The sequence below is a fragment of the Streptomyces sp. NPDC005566 genome (assembly GCF_040605575.1).
Classification (GTDB): domain Bacteria; phylum Actinomycetota; class Actinomycetes; order Streptomycetales; family Streptomycetaceae; genus Streptomyces.
Window position 1 is genome coordinate 17912 of record NZ_JBEXDB010000008.1, and the last position, 15134, is coordinate 33045.

Below are 15134 nucleotides of genomic sequence, written 5' to 3' on the forward strand. Positions count from 1 at the left end.
TCTCGCATCTCAGCACTCGTCCTCGATCGTCCGGTCCCGTCCTGCCAGCACTCCCGCCACCATCTGCGGCACCATGAGCCCCGCCATCAGGGCGATCGGCAGGCCCCAGCCGCCGCTGTGCTGGTAGAGCACGCCGACGAGCAGCGGGCCGGGGATCGAGAGCAGGTAGCCGGTGGACTGGGCGAACGCGGAGAGCCTGACCACGCCCGCACCGGTGCGCGAGCGCATGCCGATCATGGTGAGCGCGAGCGGGAAGGCGCAGTTGGCGATGCCGAGCAGCAGTGCCCAGAGCCAGGCGCCGCCGGCGGGGGCGAGGTAGAGCCCCGCGTAGCCGATGAGGCCGCAGCCGCCCAGGACGAGGACGATCGGGCCCTGGTTCTTCAGACGGGCGGCCGCCCGGGGGATCACGAAGGCGAGGGGTACGCCCATGGCCATGGTCACGGCGAGCAGGATCCCGGCGGTGCCTGCCGGGATCCCCGCGTCGCGGAAGATCTGCGGCATCCAGCCCATGGTGATGTACGCGGCCGTGGCCTGGAGGCCGAAGAAGCAGGCGAGTGCCCAGGAAGTGCGGCTGCGGGTGATCCTGAGGGCGGGGGCCTGCTGCCTGTGCCTGTCGGCCGGCCCTCCGTGGGCGCTGCCGCGGTCCCGTACGAGCGCTGCCCAGGGCAGGATCGCCGCTGCGGCGAGTGCGGCCCAGACGGCCAGCCCGGTCTTCCAACTGCCGCCCAGCGCATCGGTCATGGGCACGGTGACGGCTGCCGCGAGCGCGGTGCCGAGGGCGAGGGCCATCGAGTAGAGGCCGGTCATGCTCCCGACGCGGTCGGGGAACCAGCGCTTGACGATGACGGGCATCAGGACGTTGCTGACGGCGATGCCCATCAGTGCGAGGGCGCTGGCGGCGAGGAACCCCGCGGTGCTGCCGACGAAGGGGCGGATCAGGAGACCCGCCGTGATGGCGACCATGCCCGCGCAGACGACGGCACCCGGCCCGAACCGGCGGGCGAGCCGCGGCGCCATGAAGCCGAAGAGCGCGAAGCAGAGCGGCGGTACGGAGGTGAGGACTCCGGCGACGCTGCCGCTCATGTGCAGCCCGTCCCGCACCTCCTCCAGGAGCGGGCCGAGGCTGGTGATGGCGGGCCGCAGATTGAGCGCGGCAAGGACGAGGCCGACGACGACCAGGCGCAGCAGCCACGGGGCGGGGCCCGATGCCGAGCCCGGTGCCGCTCCCGTTCCCGTTCCCGGTACGGGTCCGGGTCCGGGTCCGGGGATGGCGGCCCGGGAGGCGGGGGCGCTCGGGATGGTTGCGCTCCGGTTGGCAGCGGGGCTCAGGGGCCGGGTTTCGTCGTCGAGCATGAGGCCCATCATAGAATCATGGGATGATTGGTTGTCCACTCCGGGCCGTCTCTCCTGAGACACTTCCGGCACCCGCTCCGCACAGCACGACCAGACCCCGTCCCAAGGACCCCGAGCAAGGAGCACCATGGCGCTGACGTCTCCGCGGCGTTCGGCTCTCGCCGACCAGGTGATTGCCCAGCTGAGAAATCAGATCACTTCGGGCGAGTGGCCCGTGGGCTCACGCATTCCCACCGAGCCCGAGCTGGTCGAGCAGCTGGGGGTCGCCCGCAACACCGTGCGCGAGGCGGTGCGCGCACTGGCGCACAACGGCCTCCTGGACATCCGGCAGGGGTCGGGGACGTACGTCGTCGCCACGAGCGAGCTCGCCGGCGTGATGCACCGCCGCTTCGCCGACGCCGACCCGCGCCACGTCGCCGAGCTGCGCTCCACGCTGGAGTCCTCGGCGGCCCGGCTGGCCGCCGCCCGGCGTACGGAGCGGGATCTGCGCCAGATGGACGCGCTGATGGCGCGGCGTGAGGCCACCTGGGCCGCCGGGGACGCGGAGGCCTTCGTCGCCGCCGACGCGACGCTGCACCTCGCGGTGGTCGCCGCCTCGCACAACGACGTACTGACCGAGCTGTACGCCGACCTGAACGACCTGCTCCGCGACTACCTGCGCGACGACGTGGGCTCGGAGCTGCGCCCCGAGGAGTACATGGACCACGCACGACTGGTTGAGGCGATCCGGGCGGGAGATGCCGAGACGGCCGCCGCCGAAGCCGCCGGCCATGCGCTGAACTGCCTGAGGGACCGGGTCTGAAGCCCTGAGTACGGGGCTCCGGTGCACGAAGCCCTCACGGCCCTCCGGTTGCACGTGCCCTCAAGGCCCATCCAGCTGCACGAGGCCCTCAGGACCCGTGACTGACCCAGGCCGAGCCGACCTCTTTCCAGCACCGGTCCTCGAGGCGCACCGTCCGCCCCGGCTGGACCACGACAGCCTCTCCGTCCGCGTCGACGTCCCACCAGCGGGCGCACTCGGTGTGGAGCTGGACGTGGTCGGTGGTGGAGTCCGGGTTGTGGCAGTAGGCGACGACCCGGGAGCCGTCGACCGACGTACGGCACTCGGCGCCCGAGGGTTCCGGGGCCGGTGCGAGGGGTGCGGCGGCCCCGGACCCCGCCCGGTTCGCCGCGTTCACGGCGACCGGCGCGAGGAGACCGGCGACGGCAGCCGCTGCGGCCACGAGGGCCCAGGTTCGGCGACGTGTGGAGCGCAGCACGGCGATCTCCTCCCCACAGCCTGACCAAAAGTCCGGTTCCTCCACATTCTGCGGTGGATCGACCATCTTTTCGACCTGAGACGCACGACGGCCGCGTACCGCCCCCTCGCGAGGGGGCGGTACGCGGCCGTGAGCGGTCTGCGGTACTCAGGCGCCCATCATGTGCACGCCACCGTCGACGTGGATGATCTCGCCCGTCGTCTTCGGGAAGAAGTCCGAGAGCAGCGCCACGACACCGCGGCCGGCCGGCGCCGGGTCGGCCATGTCCCACTCGAGCGGGGAGCGGTGGTTCCAGACGTCCGCGAGCTCGCCGAAGCCCGGGATGGACTTGGCGGCCATGGAAGCGAGCGGTCCGGCCGAGATCAGGTTGCAGCGGATGCTGTCCTTGCCCAGGTCACGGGCGAGGTAGCGGGAGGTGGCCTCCAGCGCCGCCTTGGCCGGGCCCATCCAGTCGTACTGGGGCCAGGCGAACTGCGCGTCGAAGGTGAGGCCGACGATCGAGCCGCCGTCGTTCATCAAGGGCTTGCAGGCCATGGCGAGGGACTTCAGCGAGAACGCCGAGACGTGCATCGCGGTGGCGACGGACTCGAACGGGGTGTTGAGGAAGTTGCCGCCGAGCGCGTCCTGCGGCGCGAAGCCGATGGAGTGCACGACACCGTCCAGCGAACCGAGCTCCTCCTTGACCAGGCCCGCGAGCCGGTCCAGGTGCTCGTCGTTGGTCACGTCCAGCTCGATGACCTTGGCCGGCTCGGGCAGCTTCCTGGCGATGCGCTCGGTCAGTGTCGGCCTGGGGAACGCCGTCAGGATGACCTCGGCGCCCTGCTCCTGTGCCACCTTCGCGGTGTGGAACGCGATGGACGACTCCATCAGCACACCCGTGATGAGGATGCGCTTGCCGTCGAGAATTCCGCTCATGGTGATCAGTGACCCATGCCCAATCCGCCGTCAACGGGGATGACGGCTCCAGTGATGTACGACGCGTCGTCGGACGCGAGGAAGCGCACCGCGGCGGCGATCTCATCGGGCTGCGCGTAGCGGCCGAGCGGCACCTGGGACACGATGTCCTTGCGCTGCTCATCGGTGAGCGCCTGTGTCATGTCGGTGTCGACAAACCCGGGTGCGACGACGTTGAACGTGATGTTGCGCGAGCCGAGCTCACGGGCCAGCGACCGGGCGAAACCGACCAGGCCCGCCTTGGAGGCCGCGTAGTTGGCCTGGCCCGCCGAGCCGAGGAGGCCGACGACGGAGGAGATGAGGACGACGCGGCCCTTCTTCGCGCGCAGCATCGCACGGTTGGCTCGCTTGACGACCCTGAAGGTGCCGGTGAGGTTGGTGTCGAGTACCGACGTGAAGTCTTCCTCGGACATCCGCATCAGCAACTGGTCCTTGGTGATACCGGCGTTGGCGACCAGCACCTCCACGGGACCGTGCTTCTCCTCGATCTCCTTGTAGGCCTGCTCCACCTGCTCGGTGTCGGTGATGTCGCACCGGACCGCGAGGCAGCCCGCGTCGGCGAGCGCCTGGGGCGGCTCTCCGGAACGGTAGGTGATCGCGACCTTGTCGCCGTTGTCGGCGAAGGCGCGGGCGATGGCGAGGCCGATGCCCCGGTTTCCTCCGGTGACGAGAACCGAGCGGCTCAACGGATCACCCTTTCCTTGGCGGTCTGGTACATCGAAAACCTATCGGTACCGTGCCGGATAACGAGAATCGTCCTGTGACAGCGCCGCAGTGCCGCGACTGTCGGATCCCTACAGAACGAACCTCCGGGGGGCCGGACACGTAAAATCCGGCGCACCGGGCCCCGGAACCCCCCATGATTCACTGCGGAGACATTTTCCAGAGGTGGAGAAGGGGAGGCCCGCGTGGCCCACGAGGTAGATCAGTCGTTCCTGGCCCTGCCGTTGCGTGCCCTCGCCGATGCGGCGCTCGCCCGCGCGCGGGCGCTCGGCGCGGTGCACGCCGACTTCCGGTTCGAACGGGTACGGGGCGCCTCCTGGCGGCTGCGGGACGCCCGGCCCTCCGGGACCTCGGACACCACCGACCTCGGCTACGCGGTGCGGGTGGTGCACGGCGGTGCGTGGGGGTTCGCTTCCGGGGTGGACCTGACGATGGACGCCGCGGCGAAGGTGGCCTCGCAGGCCGTCGCCATGGCGAAGCTGTCGGCGAAGGTGATCGCGTCGGCAGGATCCGACGAGCGTGTCGAGCTGGCGGACGAGCCGGTGCACGGAGAGCGGAGCTGGGTCTCGGCGTACGAGATCGACCCCTTCTCCGTACCGGACGAGGAGAAGGCCGGGCTGCTCGCGGAGTGGAGCTCTCGGCTGCTGGCGGCTGACGGGGTCGCGCATGTGGACGCCTCGCTGATGACCGTCCACGAGAACAAGTTCTACGCGGACACGTCGGGGACCGTCACCACGCAGCAGCGCGTGCGCGTGCACCCGCAGCTGACCGCGGTGGCCGTGGACTCCACGACCGGTGAGTTCGACTCGATGCGGACCATCGCACCACCGGTGGGCCGGGGTTGGGAGTACCTCACCGGCACCGGCTGGGACTGGGACGCCGAACTGGAGCGGATCCCGGGGCTGCTGGCCGAGAAGATGCGGGCGCCGAGCGTCGAGGCGGGGACGTACGACCTGGTCGTCGACCCGTCCAACCTGTGGCTGACCATCCACGAGTCGATCGGCCACGCCACCGAACTGGACCGGGCGCTGGGCTACGAGGCCGCGTACGCCGGTACGTCGTTCGCCACGTTCGACCAGCTGGGGAAGCTGGCGTACGGCTCCCCCGTGATGAACGTGACGGGCGACCGCACCGCCGAGCACGGGCTCGCCACGATCGGGTACGACGACGAAGGCGTCGAGGCGCAGGCGTGGGACCTGGTCAAGGACGGGACGCTGGTGGGCTACCAGACGGACCGGCGGATCGCGAAGCTGACCGGTCTCGGCCGGTCCAACGGCTGCGCGTACGCGGACTCGCCGGGCCACGTCCCCGTACAGCGCATGGCGAACGTGTCGCTGCAGGCAGATCCGGGCGGGCTGTCCACGGAGGACCTGATCGGCGGGGTGGAGCGCGGGATCTACGTCGTCGGCGACCGGTCCTGGTCGATCGACATGCAGCGCTACAACTTCCAGTTCACCGGGCAGCGGTTCTTCCGCATCGAGAACGGCAAGCTGGCCGGCCAGTTGCGGGACGTGGCGTACCAGGCGACGACCACGGACTTCTGGGGCTCGATGGAGAAGGTCGGCGGGCCGCAGACCTATGTCCTGGGCGGCGCGTTCAACTGCGGCAAGGCCCAGCCGGGCCAGGTCGCCGCCGTCTCGCACGGCTGCCCCTCCGCCCTCTTCCGAGGCGTGAACATCCTCAACACGACGCAGGAGGCCGGGCGATGAGCCGCGTCAGCAAGCCGTACGAGATCGTCGAGCGCGCACTCGAACTGTCCACCACCGATGGCTGCGTGGTCATCGCGGACGAGAACTCCTCCGCCAACCTGCGCTGGGCCGGCAACGCGCTCACCACGAACGGGGTGACGCGCGGCCGGACCCTGACCGTGATCGCGACCGTGGACGGCGCCCGGGGGACGGCGTCCGGTGTGGTGTCCCGCTCCGCCGTCACCGCCGACGACCTGGAACCGCTCGTACGGGCCGCCGAGGCCGCCGCGCGCGGGGCCGGGCCGGCGGAGGACGCGCAGCCGCTCGTCTCCGGGGTGCCGGTGTCCGCCGCCTTCACGGACGCCCCCGCGGAGACGGGCTCCGATGTCTTCGCCGCCTTCGCCCCGGCGCTCGGTGACGCCTTCGCGCGCGCCCGCTCCGGCGGCCGTGAGCTGTACGGCTTCGCCAACCACGAGATGACCTCGACCTACCTGGGTACGTCGACGGGGCTGCGGCTGCGCCACGACCAGCCGAACGGGACGCTGGAGCTGAACGCCAAGTCGCCCGACCGCACCCGGTCCGCCTGGGCGGGACGGGCGACCCGGGACTTCACGGACGTCGACCCGGCGGTCCTGGACGCGGAACTCGCACAGCGGCTGGGCTGGGCCGAGCGCCGGATCGAGCTGCCGGCCGGCCGGTACGAGACGCTGCTGCCGCCGACCGCGGTGGCCGACCTGCTGATCTACCAGTTCTGGTCGTCGAGCGCCCGGGACGCCGCGGAGGGCCGGACGGTCTTCTCCAGGCCGGGAGGCGGTACGCGGCTCGGTGAGAAGCTCTCCGCCCTGCCGCTGACCCTGCGCAGCGACCCGCACGAGCCGGGCCTGGAGTCCGCACCGTTCGTGATCGCCCACGCGTCCGGCGACGACGCCTCCGTCTTCGACAACGGCCTGCCGCTGGCGCCCACGGACTGGGTCAGGGAGGGCAAGCTGGAGCGGCTGACCACGACGCGGCACTCCGCGGGGCTTACGGACCTGCCGCTGGCCCCGGCGGTGGACAACCTGGTGCTGGACGGCGGCGGCAAGCGCTCGCTGGAGGAGATGGTGGCCGCCACGACCGGCCGGGCCCTGCTGCTGACCTGCATGTGGTACATCCGGGAGGTGGATCCGGCGACACTGCTGCTGACCGGCCTGACCCGGGACGGGGTCTATCTGGTGGAGGACGGAGAGGTCCTCGGCGAGGTGAACAACTTCCGGTTCAACGAGTCGCCGGTCGATCTGCTGTCCCGGGCGTCGGAGGCGGGCCGCACGGAGAAGACGCTGCCGCGCGAGTGGGGCGACTACTTCACCCGGGCCGCCATGCCCGCGCTGCGGATCCCCGATTTCCACATGAGCTCGGTCAGCCGGGGCGTCTGACCGTCCTAGACTGAACCGCACATTCCATCGATCGCATCTCGACCCATGTCGACCCCACAAGGAGCGAAAAGACCGTGACGGACATCGTCGACGAGCTGAAGTGGCGTGGGCTGTTCGCCCAGTCCACTGACGAGGACGCACTGCGCAAGGCTCTCGCGGACGGCCCGGTCACGTTCTATTGCGGGTTCGACCCGACCGCGGCGAGTCTGCACGTCGGGCACCTGGTGCAGGTGCTCACCATGCGCCGGCTCCAGCAGGCCGGGCTGAAGCCGCTCGCTCTGGTCGGCGGGGCCACCGGCCAGATCGGTGACCCGCGGCCGACCGCGGAGCGCACGCTGAACGACCCGGAGACCATCGCCGCGTGGGTCCAGCGGCTGCGCGGCCAGATCGAGCCCTTCCTCGCCTTCGAGGGTCCGAACTCCGCGACGATGGTGAACAACCTGGACTGGACCGCGGGCCTGTCCGCGATCGAGTTCCTGCGGGACATCGGCAAGCACTTCCGGGTCAACAAGATGCTCACCAAGGACTCGGTCGCCCGCCGGCTGGAGTCCCAGGAGGGCATCAGCTACACGGAGTTCAGCTACCAGCTGTTGCAGGGTATGGACTTCCTGGAGCTGTACCGGCGCTACGGCTGCACCCTCCAGCAGGGCGGCAGCGACCAGTGGGGCAACCTCACGGCGGGGATCGACCTGATCCACCGCGTGGAGCCGGGTGCCGCCGTGCACGCGCTGGCGACCCCGCTGATGGTGAAGGCGGACGGCACCAAGTTCGGCAAGTCCGAGAGCGGGGCCGTCTGGCTCGACCCGGAGATGACGACCCCGTACGCCTTCTACCAGTTCTGGCTGAATGTGGACGACCGGGACATCTCCACGTACATGCGCATCCTCAGCTTCAAGAGCCGTGAGGAGCTCGAGGAGCTGGAGCAGCTCACCGCGGAGCGCCCGCAGGCCCGTTCGGCCCAGCGTTCGCTGGCCGAGGAGCTGACGACGCTGGTGCACGGCGGCGCGCAGTGCGCGGCGGTCATCGCGGCCTCGAAGGCGCTGTTCGGCCAGGGTGATCTCGGCGAGCTGGACGGAGCGACGCTGGGCGCCGCCCTGTCCGAGGTTCCGCACGCCCGGGTCACCGAGCTCGGTCCGGTGGTGGATCTCCTGGTCGAGGTCGGCCTGGCGCCGAGCAAGTCGGCCGCACGCCGCACGGTCAAGGAGGGCGGGGCCTACGTGAACAACGTGAAGGTCACGGACGGCGAGGCCGCCCCGGCCCGCGAGGAGCTGCTGCACGGGCGCTGGCTGGTGCTGCGCCGGGGCAAGAAGAACCTGGCGGCCGTCGAGGTCACGTCCGGCTGATCCGGCGACGGCACCCACGGCACGGCACGGCGGCCGGTCACGCGTGATGCGTGGCCGGCCGCCGTGCTGTGCCTCCCGGGTCAGGTCCGCTGTTTGCCGCGGCTGCTTCTGATCGACTGCCAGAGCATGTCTCCGACTCCGACGACGGCCACGGCGCCGATCAGCTGCAGCAGGTGGCGCATCCAGTCGATGCCCTTGGTCTCGTTGACACCGATCCAGGTCGCCACGGCGTTGCCCAGGATGCTGCCGAGGATGCCGAACACGACCGTCAGCCAGAGAGGGATGTCCTGCTTGCCCGGCAGGATGGCCCGGGCGAGCAGCCCCAGGACCAATCCCACGATGATTGCCCACAACCAGCCCATATCGCCTCCTCGTGCGGCGCGGTGTGCGCACGTGCGCCCAGTCTCGACGCAGAGGACGTACGCCGCATGCCGGACAGGTCCGTACGTGGTGAGGCGGTACGGATCAGGACGGACGGGACATGCCCCGGTCTCGAACCCGGCGGATGCCGGGCGTACCGTAGGAGCGGCCCGGTCCGGGATTGCCCGGCACAGAGATCTGGTGGTGGAGCATGGCGCGGAAGCAGAGCGGCACAGAGGTCTTCCGGATCACCGGAGCCCGCCAGGGACTTGCCGACGATGTGCGTGGCAGGCAGCGGCGCTACATCATCTCGATGTCCGTGCGGACCGTCTCGGTGGTGCTCGCGGCGACGCTGTGGAACGTCGAGAGGCATGTGGCTGTGGTGGCGCTCGCACTGGGGGTCCTGCTCCCCTATGTCGCGGTGGTCATCGCCAACGCCGGTCGTGAGAACGCCCCTTCGCTTCCCTCGACGTTCGTGCCCGCACCGTTGCGGCCCGCTCTCGACACCGCTCCCGCGACGGGACCTTCGGAGCCGGCCCCGGACGCCGGGCAGGCGGGCAGCACCGAAAACGTGCGCGAGAACGAGTGATCCGGCAGGCCGGGAAAGCTCAAGAAAACCTCAGATCAATCATGAAGTTCCGGTGCACCGCACCCCGGTCCCCGTGACATACTTCGTACGCGCTCCGCATCCCCCGTCGGAGCGATGGACCGACGCCGGGCAGCTCCCCCCGTGGCTGCTCGGCGTCGCCTTTTCTCCGGCGGGGATGCGTCGACGAGGCCCTTAGGCTTGAGGCCGTGAACTTTCCCGAGACTTCCGCCGAGAGCGCCACCGGTGCGCCTGTCTGTTCTGCCAAGGGCTGCCGCGCCGATGCCGTGTGGGTGCTCGCCTGGAACAACCCGAAGCTGCACACCCCGGAGCGGCGCAAGACCTGGCTGGCCTGTGACGAGCACAGGGAGCACCTCTCCTCCTTCCTCGGCGTACGAGGATTCCTGAAGGATGTCGTGCCCCTCGCGGAGTGGGAGTCCTCAGCCACCGATCGCTGACATCGGCCGGTCGGGCTGCAGGAAGGCCGGGTCGTCGAGTCCGGAGCCCGCCTTCTTGCCCCACATGGCGAGCTTCCAGATTCTCGCGATCTCCTCGTCCGGTGCGTCCGAGCGCAGTGCGCCGCGCAGGTCCGTCTCCTCGCGGGCGAACAGGCACGTGCGGACCTGGCCGTCGGCGGTGAGCCTGGTGCGGTCGCAGGCACGGCAGAACGGCCTGGTCACGGAGGCGATGACACCGACGCGGCGCGGGCCGCCGTCCACGGTCCAGCGCTCGGCGGGGGCGGACCCTCGCGCGTCCTCGCCCTCGGCGGTGAGGGTGAAGCGGGTGCGCAGCGACTCCAGGATGTCACCGGCCGTGATCATTCCGTCGCGCTTCCAGCCGTGCTGGGCATCGAGCGGCATCTGCTCGATGAAGCGGAGCTCGTAGTCGTGCTCGACAGCCCAGGCGAGGAGCTCGGGGGCCTCGTCGTCATTGAGTCCGGGCATCAGGACCGTGTTGACCTTGACCGGGGTGAGTCCGGCGTCGCGGGCGGCCTCGAGTCCGTCCAGCACGTCCTGGTGCCGGTCACGGCGGGTGAGGGTCTTGAAGACATCGGGGCGCAGGGTGTCCAGGGAGACGTTGACCCGGTCCAGGCCTGCGGATTTCAGGGCCGCGGCGGTGCGCTTGAGTCCGATGCCGTTGGTCGTGAGCGACATCCTGGGGCGGGGCTCCAGGGTGGCGCACTGTTCGACGATGGAGACGAGCCCGGGGCGCAGCAGCGGCTCGCCACCGGTGAAGCGGACTTCTCGGATGCCGAGGTCGGTGACGGCGATGCGGATGAGCCTGACGATCTCGTCGTCACTCAGCAGTTCCTGCTTGGCCAGCCACTGCAGGCCTTCCTCCGGCATGCAGTAGGTACAGCGCAGGTTGCACTTGTCGGTGAGAGATACACGCAGGTCCGTGGCGACCCTGCCGTAGGTGTCGATGAGCACTGTGGGCCCCCTCCCCCGTGGTGTCCGCGGTTGCGGTCTGACTCCTCCGAGACTACGCGAGACCTGTGACATCGAGGGTGCCCGATTGACACGAGCTGCGGCGGGGCCCCGTCGTAGGTCTCTACGACGGGGCCCCGCCGGGGTGCGGCGTGTGTCAGTGGGCGCCGACGCCGGTGAGGGACTTGACCTCGAGTTCGGCGTACTTGCCCGCGTCCGGCTCCTCCTTGGAGAGGAGCGAGCCGATCCAGCCGAGCAGGAAGCCCAGCGGGATGGAGACGAGGCCCGGGTTCTCCAGGGGGAACCAGGCGAAGTCGACCTCCGGGAACATCGAGGTGGCCTTCCCGGAGACGACGGGGGAGAACAGCACCAGGAAGACGGACGAGAAGAGTCCGCCGTAGATGGACCACAGCGCGCCCTGGGTGGTGAACCGCTTCCAGAAGAGGCTGTAGAGGATGGTCGGCAGGTTGGCCGACGCGGCGACGGCGAAGGCCAGGGCGACGAGCCCTGCCACGTTCAGGTCGCGGGCCATCGCGCCGAGGGCGATGGAGACGACGCCGATGGCGACGGTGGCCCACTTCGCGGCGCGCATCTCCTCCTTCTCCGTGGCCTTCCCCTTGCGGATGACGTTGGCGTAGATGTCATGGGCGAAGGAGGACGAGGACGCGAGGGTGAGGCCCGCGACGACGGCGAGGATCGTGGCGAAGGCGACGGCCGAGATCACAGCGAGCATGATCGCGCCGCCCGTGGTGCCTACCCCGCCGAGGTACTCGGCGAGCTGGGGTGCCGCCGCGTTGCCCGCCGGGTTCTTCGCCTTGATCTCCTCCGGTCCGATCAGTGCCGCGGCGCCGAAGCCGAGGGCGATCGTCATCAGGTAGAAGGAGCCGATGATGCCGATGGCCCAGTTGACGGACTTCCGGGCGGCCTTGGAGGTCGGCACCGTGTAGAAGCGGATCAGGATGTGCGGCAGACCTGCGGTTCCCAGGACCAGGGCGATGCCGAGGGAGATGAAGTCCAGCTTGGTGATCGCGTCCGCGCCGTACTTGAGGCCGGGCTCGAGGAACGCCTTCGCGTCGCCCTGCTGTCCGGCGAGACTCTTCTCGGCCGCGGTGCCCAGCAGGTCGGAGATGTTGAAGTTGAACTTCCACAGCACCATGAACGTCATCAGCAGGGCGCCCGCGATGAGCAGCACGGCCTTGACCATCTGCACCCAGGTGGTGCCCTTCATGCCGCCGATGGTGACGTAGAGGATCATGAGCACGCCGACCAGCGCCACGATGACGATCTTGCCCGCGTCGCTGGTGATACCGAGCAGCAGCGAGACGAGGACGCCCGCGCCCGCCATCTGCGCCAGCAGGTAGAAGATCGACACGACGATGGTGGAGGCGCCCGCGGCGGTACGGACCGGCCTCTGCCGCATCCGGTACGCGAGGACGTCACCCATGGTGTAGCGGCCGGAGTTGCGCAGCGGTTCCGCGACGAGCAGCAGTGCCACCAGCCAGGCGACGAGGAAGCCGATGGAGTAGAGGAAGCCGTCGTACCCGAAGAGCGCGATGGCACCGGCGATGCCGAGGAAGGACGCCGCGGACATGTAGTCGCCGGAGACGGCGAGGCCGTTCTGGAAGGCGGTGAACTGGCGTCCGCCCGCGTAGAAGTCGGAGGCGCTCTTGGTCTGCCGCCCCGCCCAGACGGTGATGGCCAGGGTCGCGGCGACGAAGACCGCGAAGAGGCTGATGATCAGCGGCCGGTGCTCGGTCGTGGACGAGGCGGCGAGCTGGATCGCGGGGTGCGAGTGGTATACGGCGCTCATGCGTCGGCCTCCATACGGGACTTGATGGCCTCCGCCTTGGGGTCGAGCTTCGCCGAGGCGTGGCGCGAGTAGAGCCAGGCGATGAGGAACGTGGTGGCGAACTGGGCGAGGCCGAAGACGAAGGCCACGTTGAAGTTGGCGACGACGACGGTGCCCATGAGGCCGCCGGCGTAGCTGGACAGCAGCACGTACAGCAGGTACCAGGCGATGAAGCCGACGGTCAGAGGAAAGGCGAAGGAGCGCTGTGAGCGGCGCAGTTCGGCGAACTCCGCGCTCTTCTGCACCTCGAGGAATGCCTCGGTCGTGGGCTGGGCGGGACTGTCGTCCGTTGTGCCCGGGGGCGGCGGTGCATCGGTAGCCACGGATTCTCCTCGCGACGCGGGTGCGGTGGTCTCGGCAGTGGTTTTCACAGGGAGTCCTCTGGGTGGTGGGGGGTTGGCGTGCGACTCCCTGACAACGGCACGGAGAGCACGGCGAAGCGGTTCATCGCAGATTCGCCGTTCTCGGACCCACCTCCGCGGATACGCCTCTCCGAGATCACACCTCGAACTCACTTGCCCTTATTCATTGATGCGGCGGCATGATCGGCGATAACTTCACTCGTTATGTACCCGGCCGGACACGCCGTGTGTCCGGCCGCAGGCACGGATGATGTGGAGAACCCATGGCTCATCTGGCATCCAGACGGACACGCGCACTCACGCTGCCCGTCGGACTGGCCCTCACGGCCTCGCTCGGTTTCCTTCCGGGGACCGCGACGGCCGCTCCGGCCCAGGAGCCGACCGCGGCGGTGTCGACCGACGGCCCGAAGCTGTCGTACGTCGTGAACACGCGGGCCGGTCACGGCACCGTCAAGCAGGTGAGGAAGGCGATAGCCAAGGCCGGCGGCACCGTCGTGTCGTCGTACGACAGGATCGGCGTCATCGTCGTCCACTCGCAGAACCCGGACTTCGGCCCGACGATCCGCAAGGCCAAGGGCGTTCAGTCGGCGGGGTCCACGCGCACCAGCCCGATCCTCCCGCAGGCCACCAAGGACGTGGGGGTCGAGCAGCCGCTCACGGCCGGACAGGCCGAGGCCGCCGCGGCGGACGCGAAGGCCGGTCAGGACCCGCTGGAGCCCCTGCAGTGGGACCTGCCCGCCATCAAGGCGGACAAGGCGCACCAGAAGTCGCTCGGCAGCAGCAGGGTCACGGTCGCCGTCATCGACACGGGTGTGGACGACACGCACCCGGACCTGGCGCCCAACTTCGACCGCGCGGCGTCGGTGAACTGTGTGTCCGGCGCGCCGGACACGACGGACGGCGCCTGGCGGCCCGCCGCCGGTGAGAGCCCCCACGGCACGCACGTCGCGGGCACCATAGCCGCGGCGAAGAACGGTGTCGGCGTCACCGGCACCGCGCCCGGCGTGAAGGTCTCCGGCATCAAGGTGTCCACGCCGGCCGGCTTCTTCTACACCGAGGCGGTCGTCTGCGGCTTCATGTGGGCCGCGGACCACGGTGTCGATGTGACGAACAACAGCTATTACACGGACCCGTGGATGTTCAACTGCACGAACGATCCGGACCAGGGCGCCCTGGTCGACGCGATCACCCGGGCGACCCGTTACGCGGAGAGCAAGGGCACCGTGAACGTCGCGGCCTCGGGCAACTCCCGGTTCGACCTGGCGTCCGACGCGATCGAGGACGCGAGCAGCCCGAACGACACCGAACCGGTCACCCGGACCATCGACCCGAGCCTCTGCCCCGACATCCCGACGCAGCTCCCGGGCGTCGTGACAGTCTCGGCGACCGGCGCCAAGGGCCTCAAGTCCTCGTACTCCAACTACGGTCTCGGCGTCATCGACGTGGCTGCCCCGGGCGGCGACTCGACGATCTACCAGACGCCCGAAGCCCCTGCCACCAGCGGCCTGATCCTGTCCACGCTGCCCGGCGGCGGGTTCGGCTACATGGCCGGTACGTCCATGGCGTCCCCGCACGTCGCGGGCGTCGCGGCGCTGATCAAGTCGACCCACCCGTACGCCTCCGCGCGCACGGTGAAGGCACTCCTGACGCACCAGGCGGACGCCAAGGCCTGTGGCGCCCCGTACGACATCAACGGTGACGGAACGATCGACGCGGTCTGTGAGGGCGGCACGAACTACAACGGCTTCTACGGAGCCGGTGTCGTGGACGCGCTCGACGCGGTCCGCAGGTAACACCTGCGCCAAGGCGTGAGGAGGG

At 69.8% G+C, this 15134-nt stretch carries 15 protein-coding genes; 7 read left to right on the top strand and 8 right to left on the bottom strand.

Translation table 11 applies throughout. The features are described from left to right. Positions 1-9: 9 nt before the first annotated feature. A complete protein-coding gene (locus tag ABZS61_RS14420; protein ID WP_356419485.1) occupies positions 10-1353 on the bottom strand; it encodes an MFS transporter in 1344 nt (447 codons plus the stop codon). A gap of 127 nt (positions 1354-1480) precedes the next feature. On the opposite strand from ABZS61_RS14420, the gene ABZS61_RS14425 reads away from it, so the two are divergent. Further along, positions 1481-2155: an FCD domain-containing protein gene (locus ABZS61_RS14425; RefSeq protein WP_356419488.1), complete on the top strand. Its 675-nt coding sequence runs from the start codon at positions 1481-1483 to the stop codon at positions 2153-2155. An 88-nt stretch (positions 2156-2243) separates the two neighbouring features. Here the strand turns inward: ABZS61_RS14425 and ABZS61_RS14430 are convergent, their stop codons facing one another. From ABZS61_RS14430 to fabG, 3 genes are all read right to left on the bottom strand, one after another. Next, positions 2244-2609 (bottom strand): hypothetical protein, encoded by a 366-nt coding sequence (locus ABZS61_RS14430; protein WP_356420267.1) that lies wholly within the window; start codon positions 2607-2609, stop codon positions 2244-2246. 150 nt (positions 2610-2759) lie between these two features. Further along, positions 2760-3527 (bottom strand): enoyl-ACP reductase FabI, encoded by a 768-nt coding sequence (fabI, locus tag ABZS61_RS14435; protein ID WP_356419491.1) that lies wholly within the window; start codon positions 3525-3527, stop codon positions 2760-2762. A 5-nt stretch (positions 3528-3532) separates the two neighbouring features. Continuing rightward, entirely contained in the window at positions 3533-4252 is a 720-nt protein-coding gene (gene fabG / locus ABZS61_RS14440; RefSeq protein WP_356419494.1) for a 3-oxoacyl-[acyl-carrier-protein] reductase, read from the bottom strand. Between the two features lie 222 nt (positions 4253-4474). Between fabG and ABZS61_RS14445 the strand changes: the two genes are divergently transcribed. From ABZS61_RS14445 to tyrS, 3 genes are all read left to right on the top strand, one after another. Continuing rightward, positions 4475-5998: a TldD/PmbA family protein gene (locus ABZS61_RS14445; RefSeq protein ID WP_356419498.1), complete on the top strand. Its 1524-nt coding sequence runs from the start codon at positions 4475-4477 to the stop codon at positions 5996-5998. Next, the gene (locus tag ABZS61_RS14450; protein ID WP_356419501.1) at positions 5995-7389 is read left to right on the top strand and encodes a metallopeptidase TldD-related protein; all 1395 of its coding nucleotides are present in this window, start codon (positions 5995-5997) and stop codon (positions 7387-7389) included. Before ABZS61_RS14445 ends, ABZS61_RS14450 begins: the two co-directional genes overlap by 4 nt. Positions 7390-7463: 74 nt before the next feature. Further along, the gene (gene tyrS / locus ABZS61_RS14455; RefSeq protein ID WP_356419504.1) at positions 7464-8732 is read left to right on the top strand and encodes a tyrosine--tRNA ligase; all 1269 of its coding nucleotides are present in this window, start codon (positions 7464-7466) and stop codon (positions 8730-8732) included. A gap of 80 nt (positions 8733-8812) precedes the next feature. Here tyrS and ABZS61_RS14460 read toward each other — a convergent pair whose 3' ends face one another. Beyond that, positions 8813-9094, bottom strand: coding sequence for a GlsB/YeaQ/YmgE family stress response membrane protein (locus ABZS61_RS14460; RefSeq protein WP_356419508.1), 282 nt, complete (start codon positions 9092-9094; stop codon positions 8813-8815). A gap of 209 nt (positions 9095-9303) precedes the next feature. On the opposite strand from ABZS61_RS14460, the gene ABZS61_RS14465 reads away from it, so the two are divergent. Both ABZS61_RS14465 and ABZS61_RS14470 read left to right on the top strand, forming a co-directional pair. After that, positions 9304-9681: a DUF3099 domain-containing protein gene (locus ABZS61_RS14465; protein WP_356419511.1), complete on the top strand. Its 378-nt coding sequence runs from the start codon at positions 9304-9306 to the stop codon at positions 9679-9681. 206 nt (positions 9682-9887) lie between these two features. Then, positions 9888-10136, top strand: coding sequence for a hypothetical protein (locus ABZS61_RS14470; RefSeq protein ID WP_356419514.1), 249 nt, complete (start codon positions 9888-9890; stop codon positions 10134-10136). Here the strand turns inward: ABZS61_RS14470 and moaA are convergent. The 3 genes from moaA to ABZS61_RS14485 form a co-directional block, all read right to left on the bottom strand. Beyond that, on the bottom strand, positions 10119-11108 hold the full coding sequence (gene moaA / locus ABZS61_RS14475; RefSeq protein ID WP_356419517.1) for a GTP 3',8-cyclase MoaA: 990 nt from the start codon (positions 11106-11108) through the stop codon (positions 10119-10121). The genes ABZS61_RS14470 and moaA overlap by 18 nt on opposite strands. Positions 11109-11262: 154 nt before the next feature. Next, positions 11263-12915, bottom strand: a complete 1653-nt coding sequence (locus ABZS61_RS14480; RefSeq protein WP_356419520.1) for a cation acetate symporter — start codon at positions 12913-12915, stop codon at positions 11263-11265. Then, entirely contained in the window at positions 12912-13277 is a 366-nt protein-coding gene (locus ABZS61_RS14485; protein WP_356419523.1) for a DUF485 domain-containing protein, read from the bottom strand. The genes ABZS61_RS14480 and ABZS61_RS14485 overlap by 4 nt, the downstream gene beginning before the upstream one ends. 302 nt (positions 13278-13579) lie before the next feature. Here ABZS61_RS14485 and ABZS61_RS14490 point away from each other — a divergent pair, with 302 nt between their 5' ends. Then, positions 13580-15109, top strand: a complete 1530-nt coding sequence (locus ABZS61_RS14490) for a S8 family serine peptidase (protein WP_356419526.1) — start codon at positions 13580-13582, stop codon at positions 15107-15109. The last annotated feature ends 25 nt before the right edge of the window (positions 15110-15134 follow it).

Excerpts from the sequence above, each read along its gene's own strand:
- ABZS61_RS14465 (WP_356419511.1), top strand. The coding sequence starts at position 9,304 with ATGGCGCGGAAGCAGAGCGGCACAGAGGTCTTCCGGATCACCGGAGCC.
- ABZS61_RS14480 (WP_356419520.1), bottom strand. The coding sequence starts at position 12,915 with ATGAGCGCCGTATACCACTCGCACCCCGCGATCCAGCTCGCCGCCTCG.
- ABZS61_RS14460 (WP_356419508.1), bottom strand. The coding sequence starts at position 9,094 with ATGGGCTGGTTGTGGGCAATCATCGTGGGATTGGTCCTGGGGCTGCTC.
- ABZS61_RS14450 (WP_356419501.1), top strand. The coding sequence starts at position 5,995 with ATGAGCCGCGTCAGCAAGCCGTACGAGATCGTCGAGCGCGCACTCGAA.
- ABZS61_RS14490 (WP_356419526.1), top strand. The coding sequence starts at position 13,580 with ATGGCTCATCTGGCATCCAGACGGACACGCGCACTCACGCTGCCCGTC.
- fabI (WP_356419491.1), bottom strand. The coding sequence starts at position 3,527 with ATGAGCGGAATTCTCGACGGCAAGCGCATCCTCATCACGGGTGTGCTG.
- ABZS61_RS14425 (WP_356419488.1), top strand. The coding sequence starts at position 1,481 with ATGGCGCTGACGTCTCCGCGGCGTTCGGCTCTCGCCGACCAGGTGATT.
- ABZS61_RS14420 (WP_356419485.1), bottom strand. The coding sequence starts at position 1,353 with ATGCTCGACGACGAAACCCGGCCCCTGAGCCCCGCTGCCAACCGGAGC.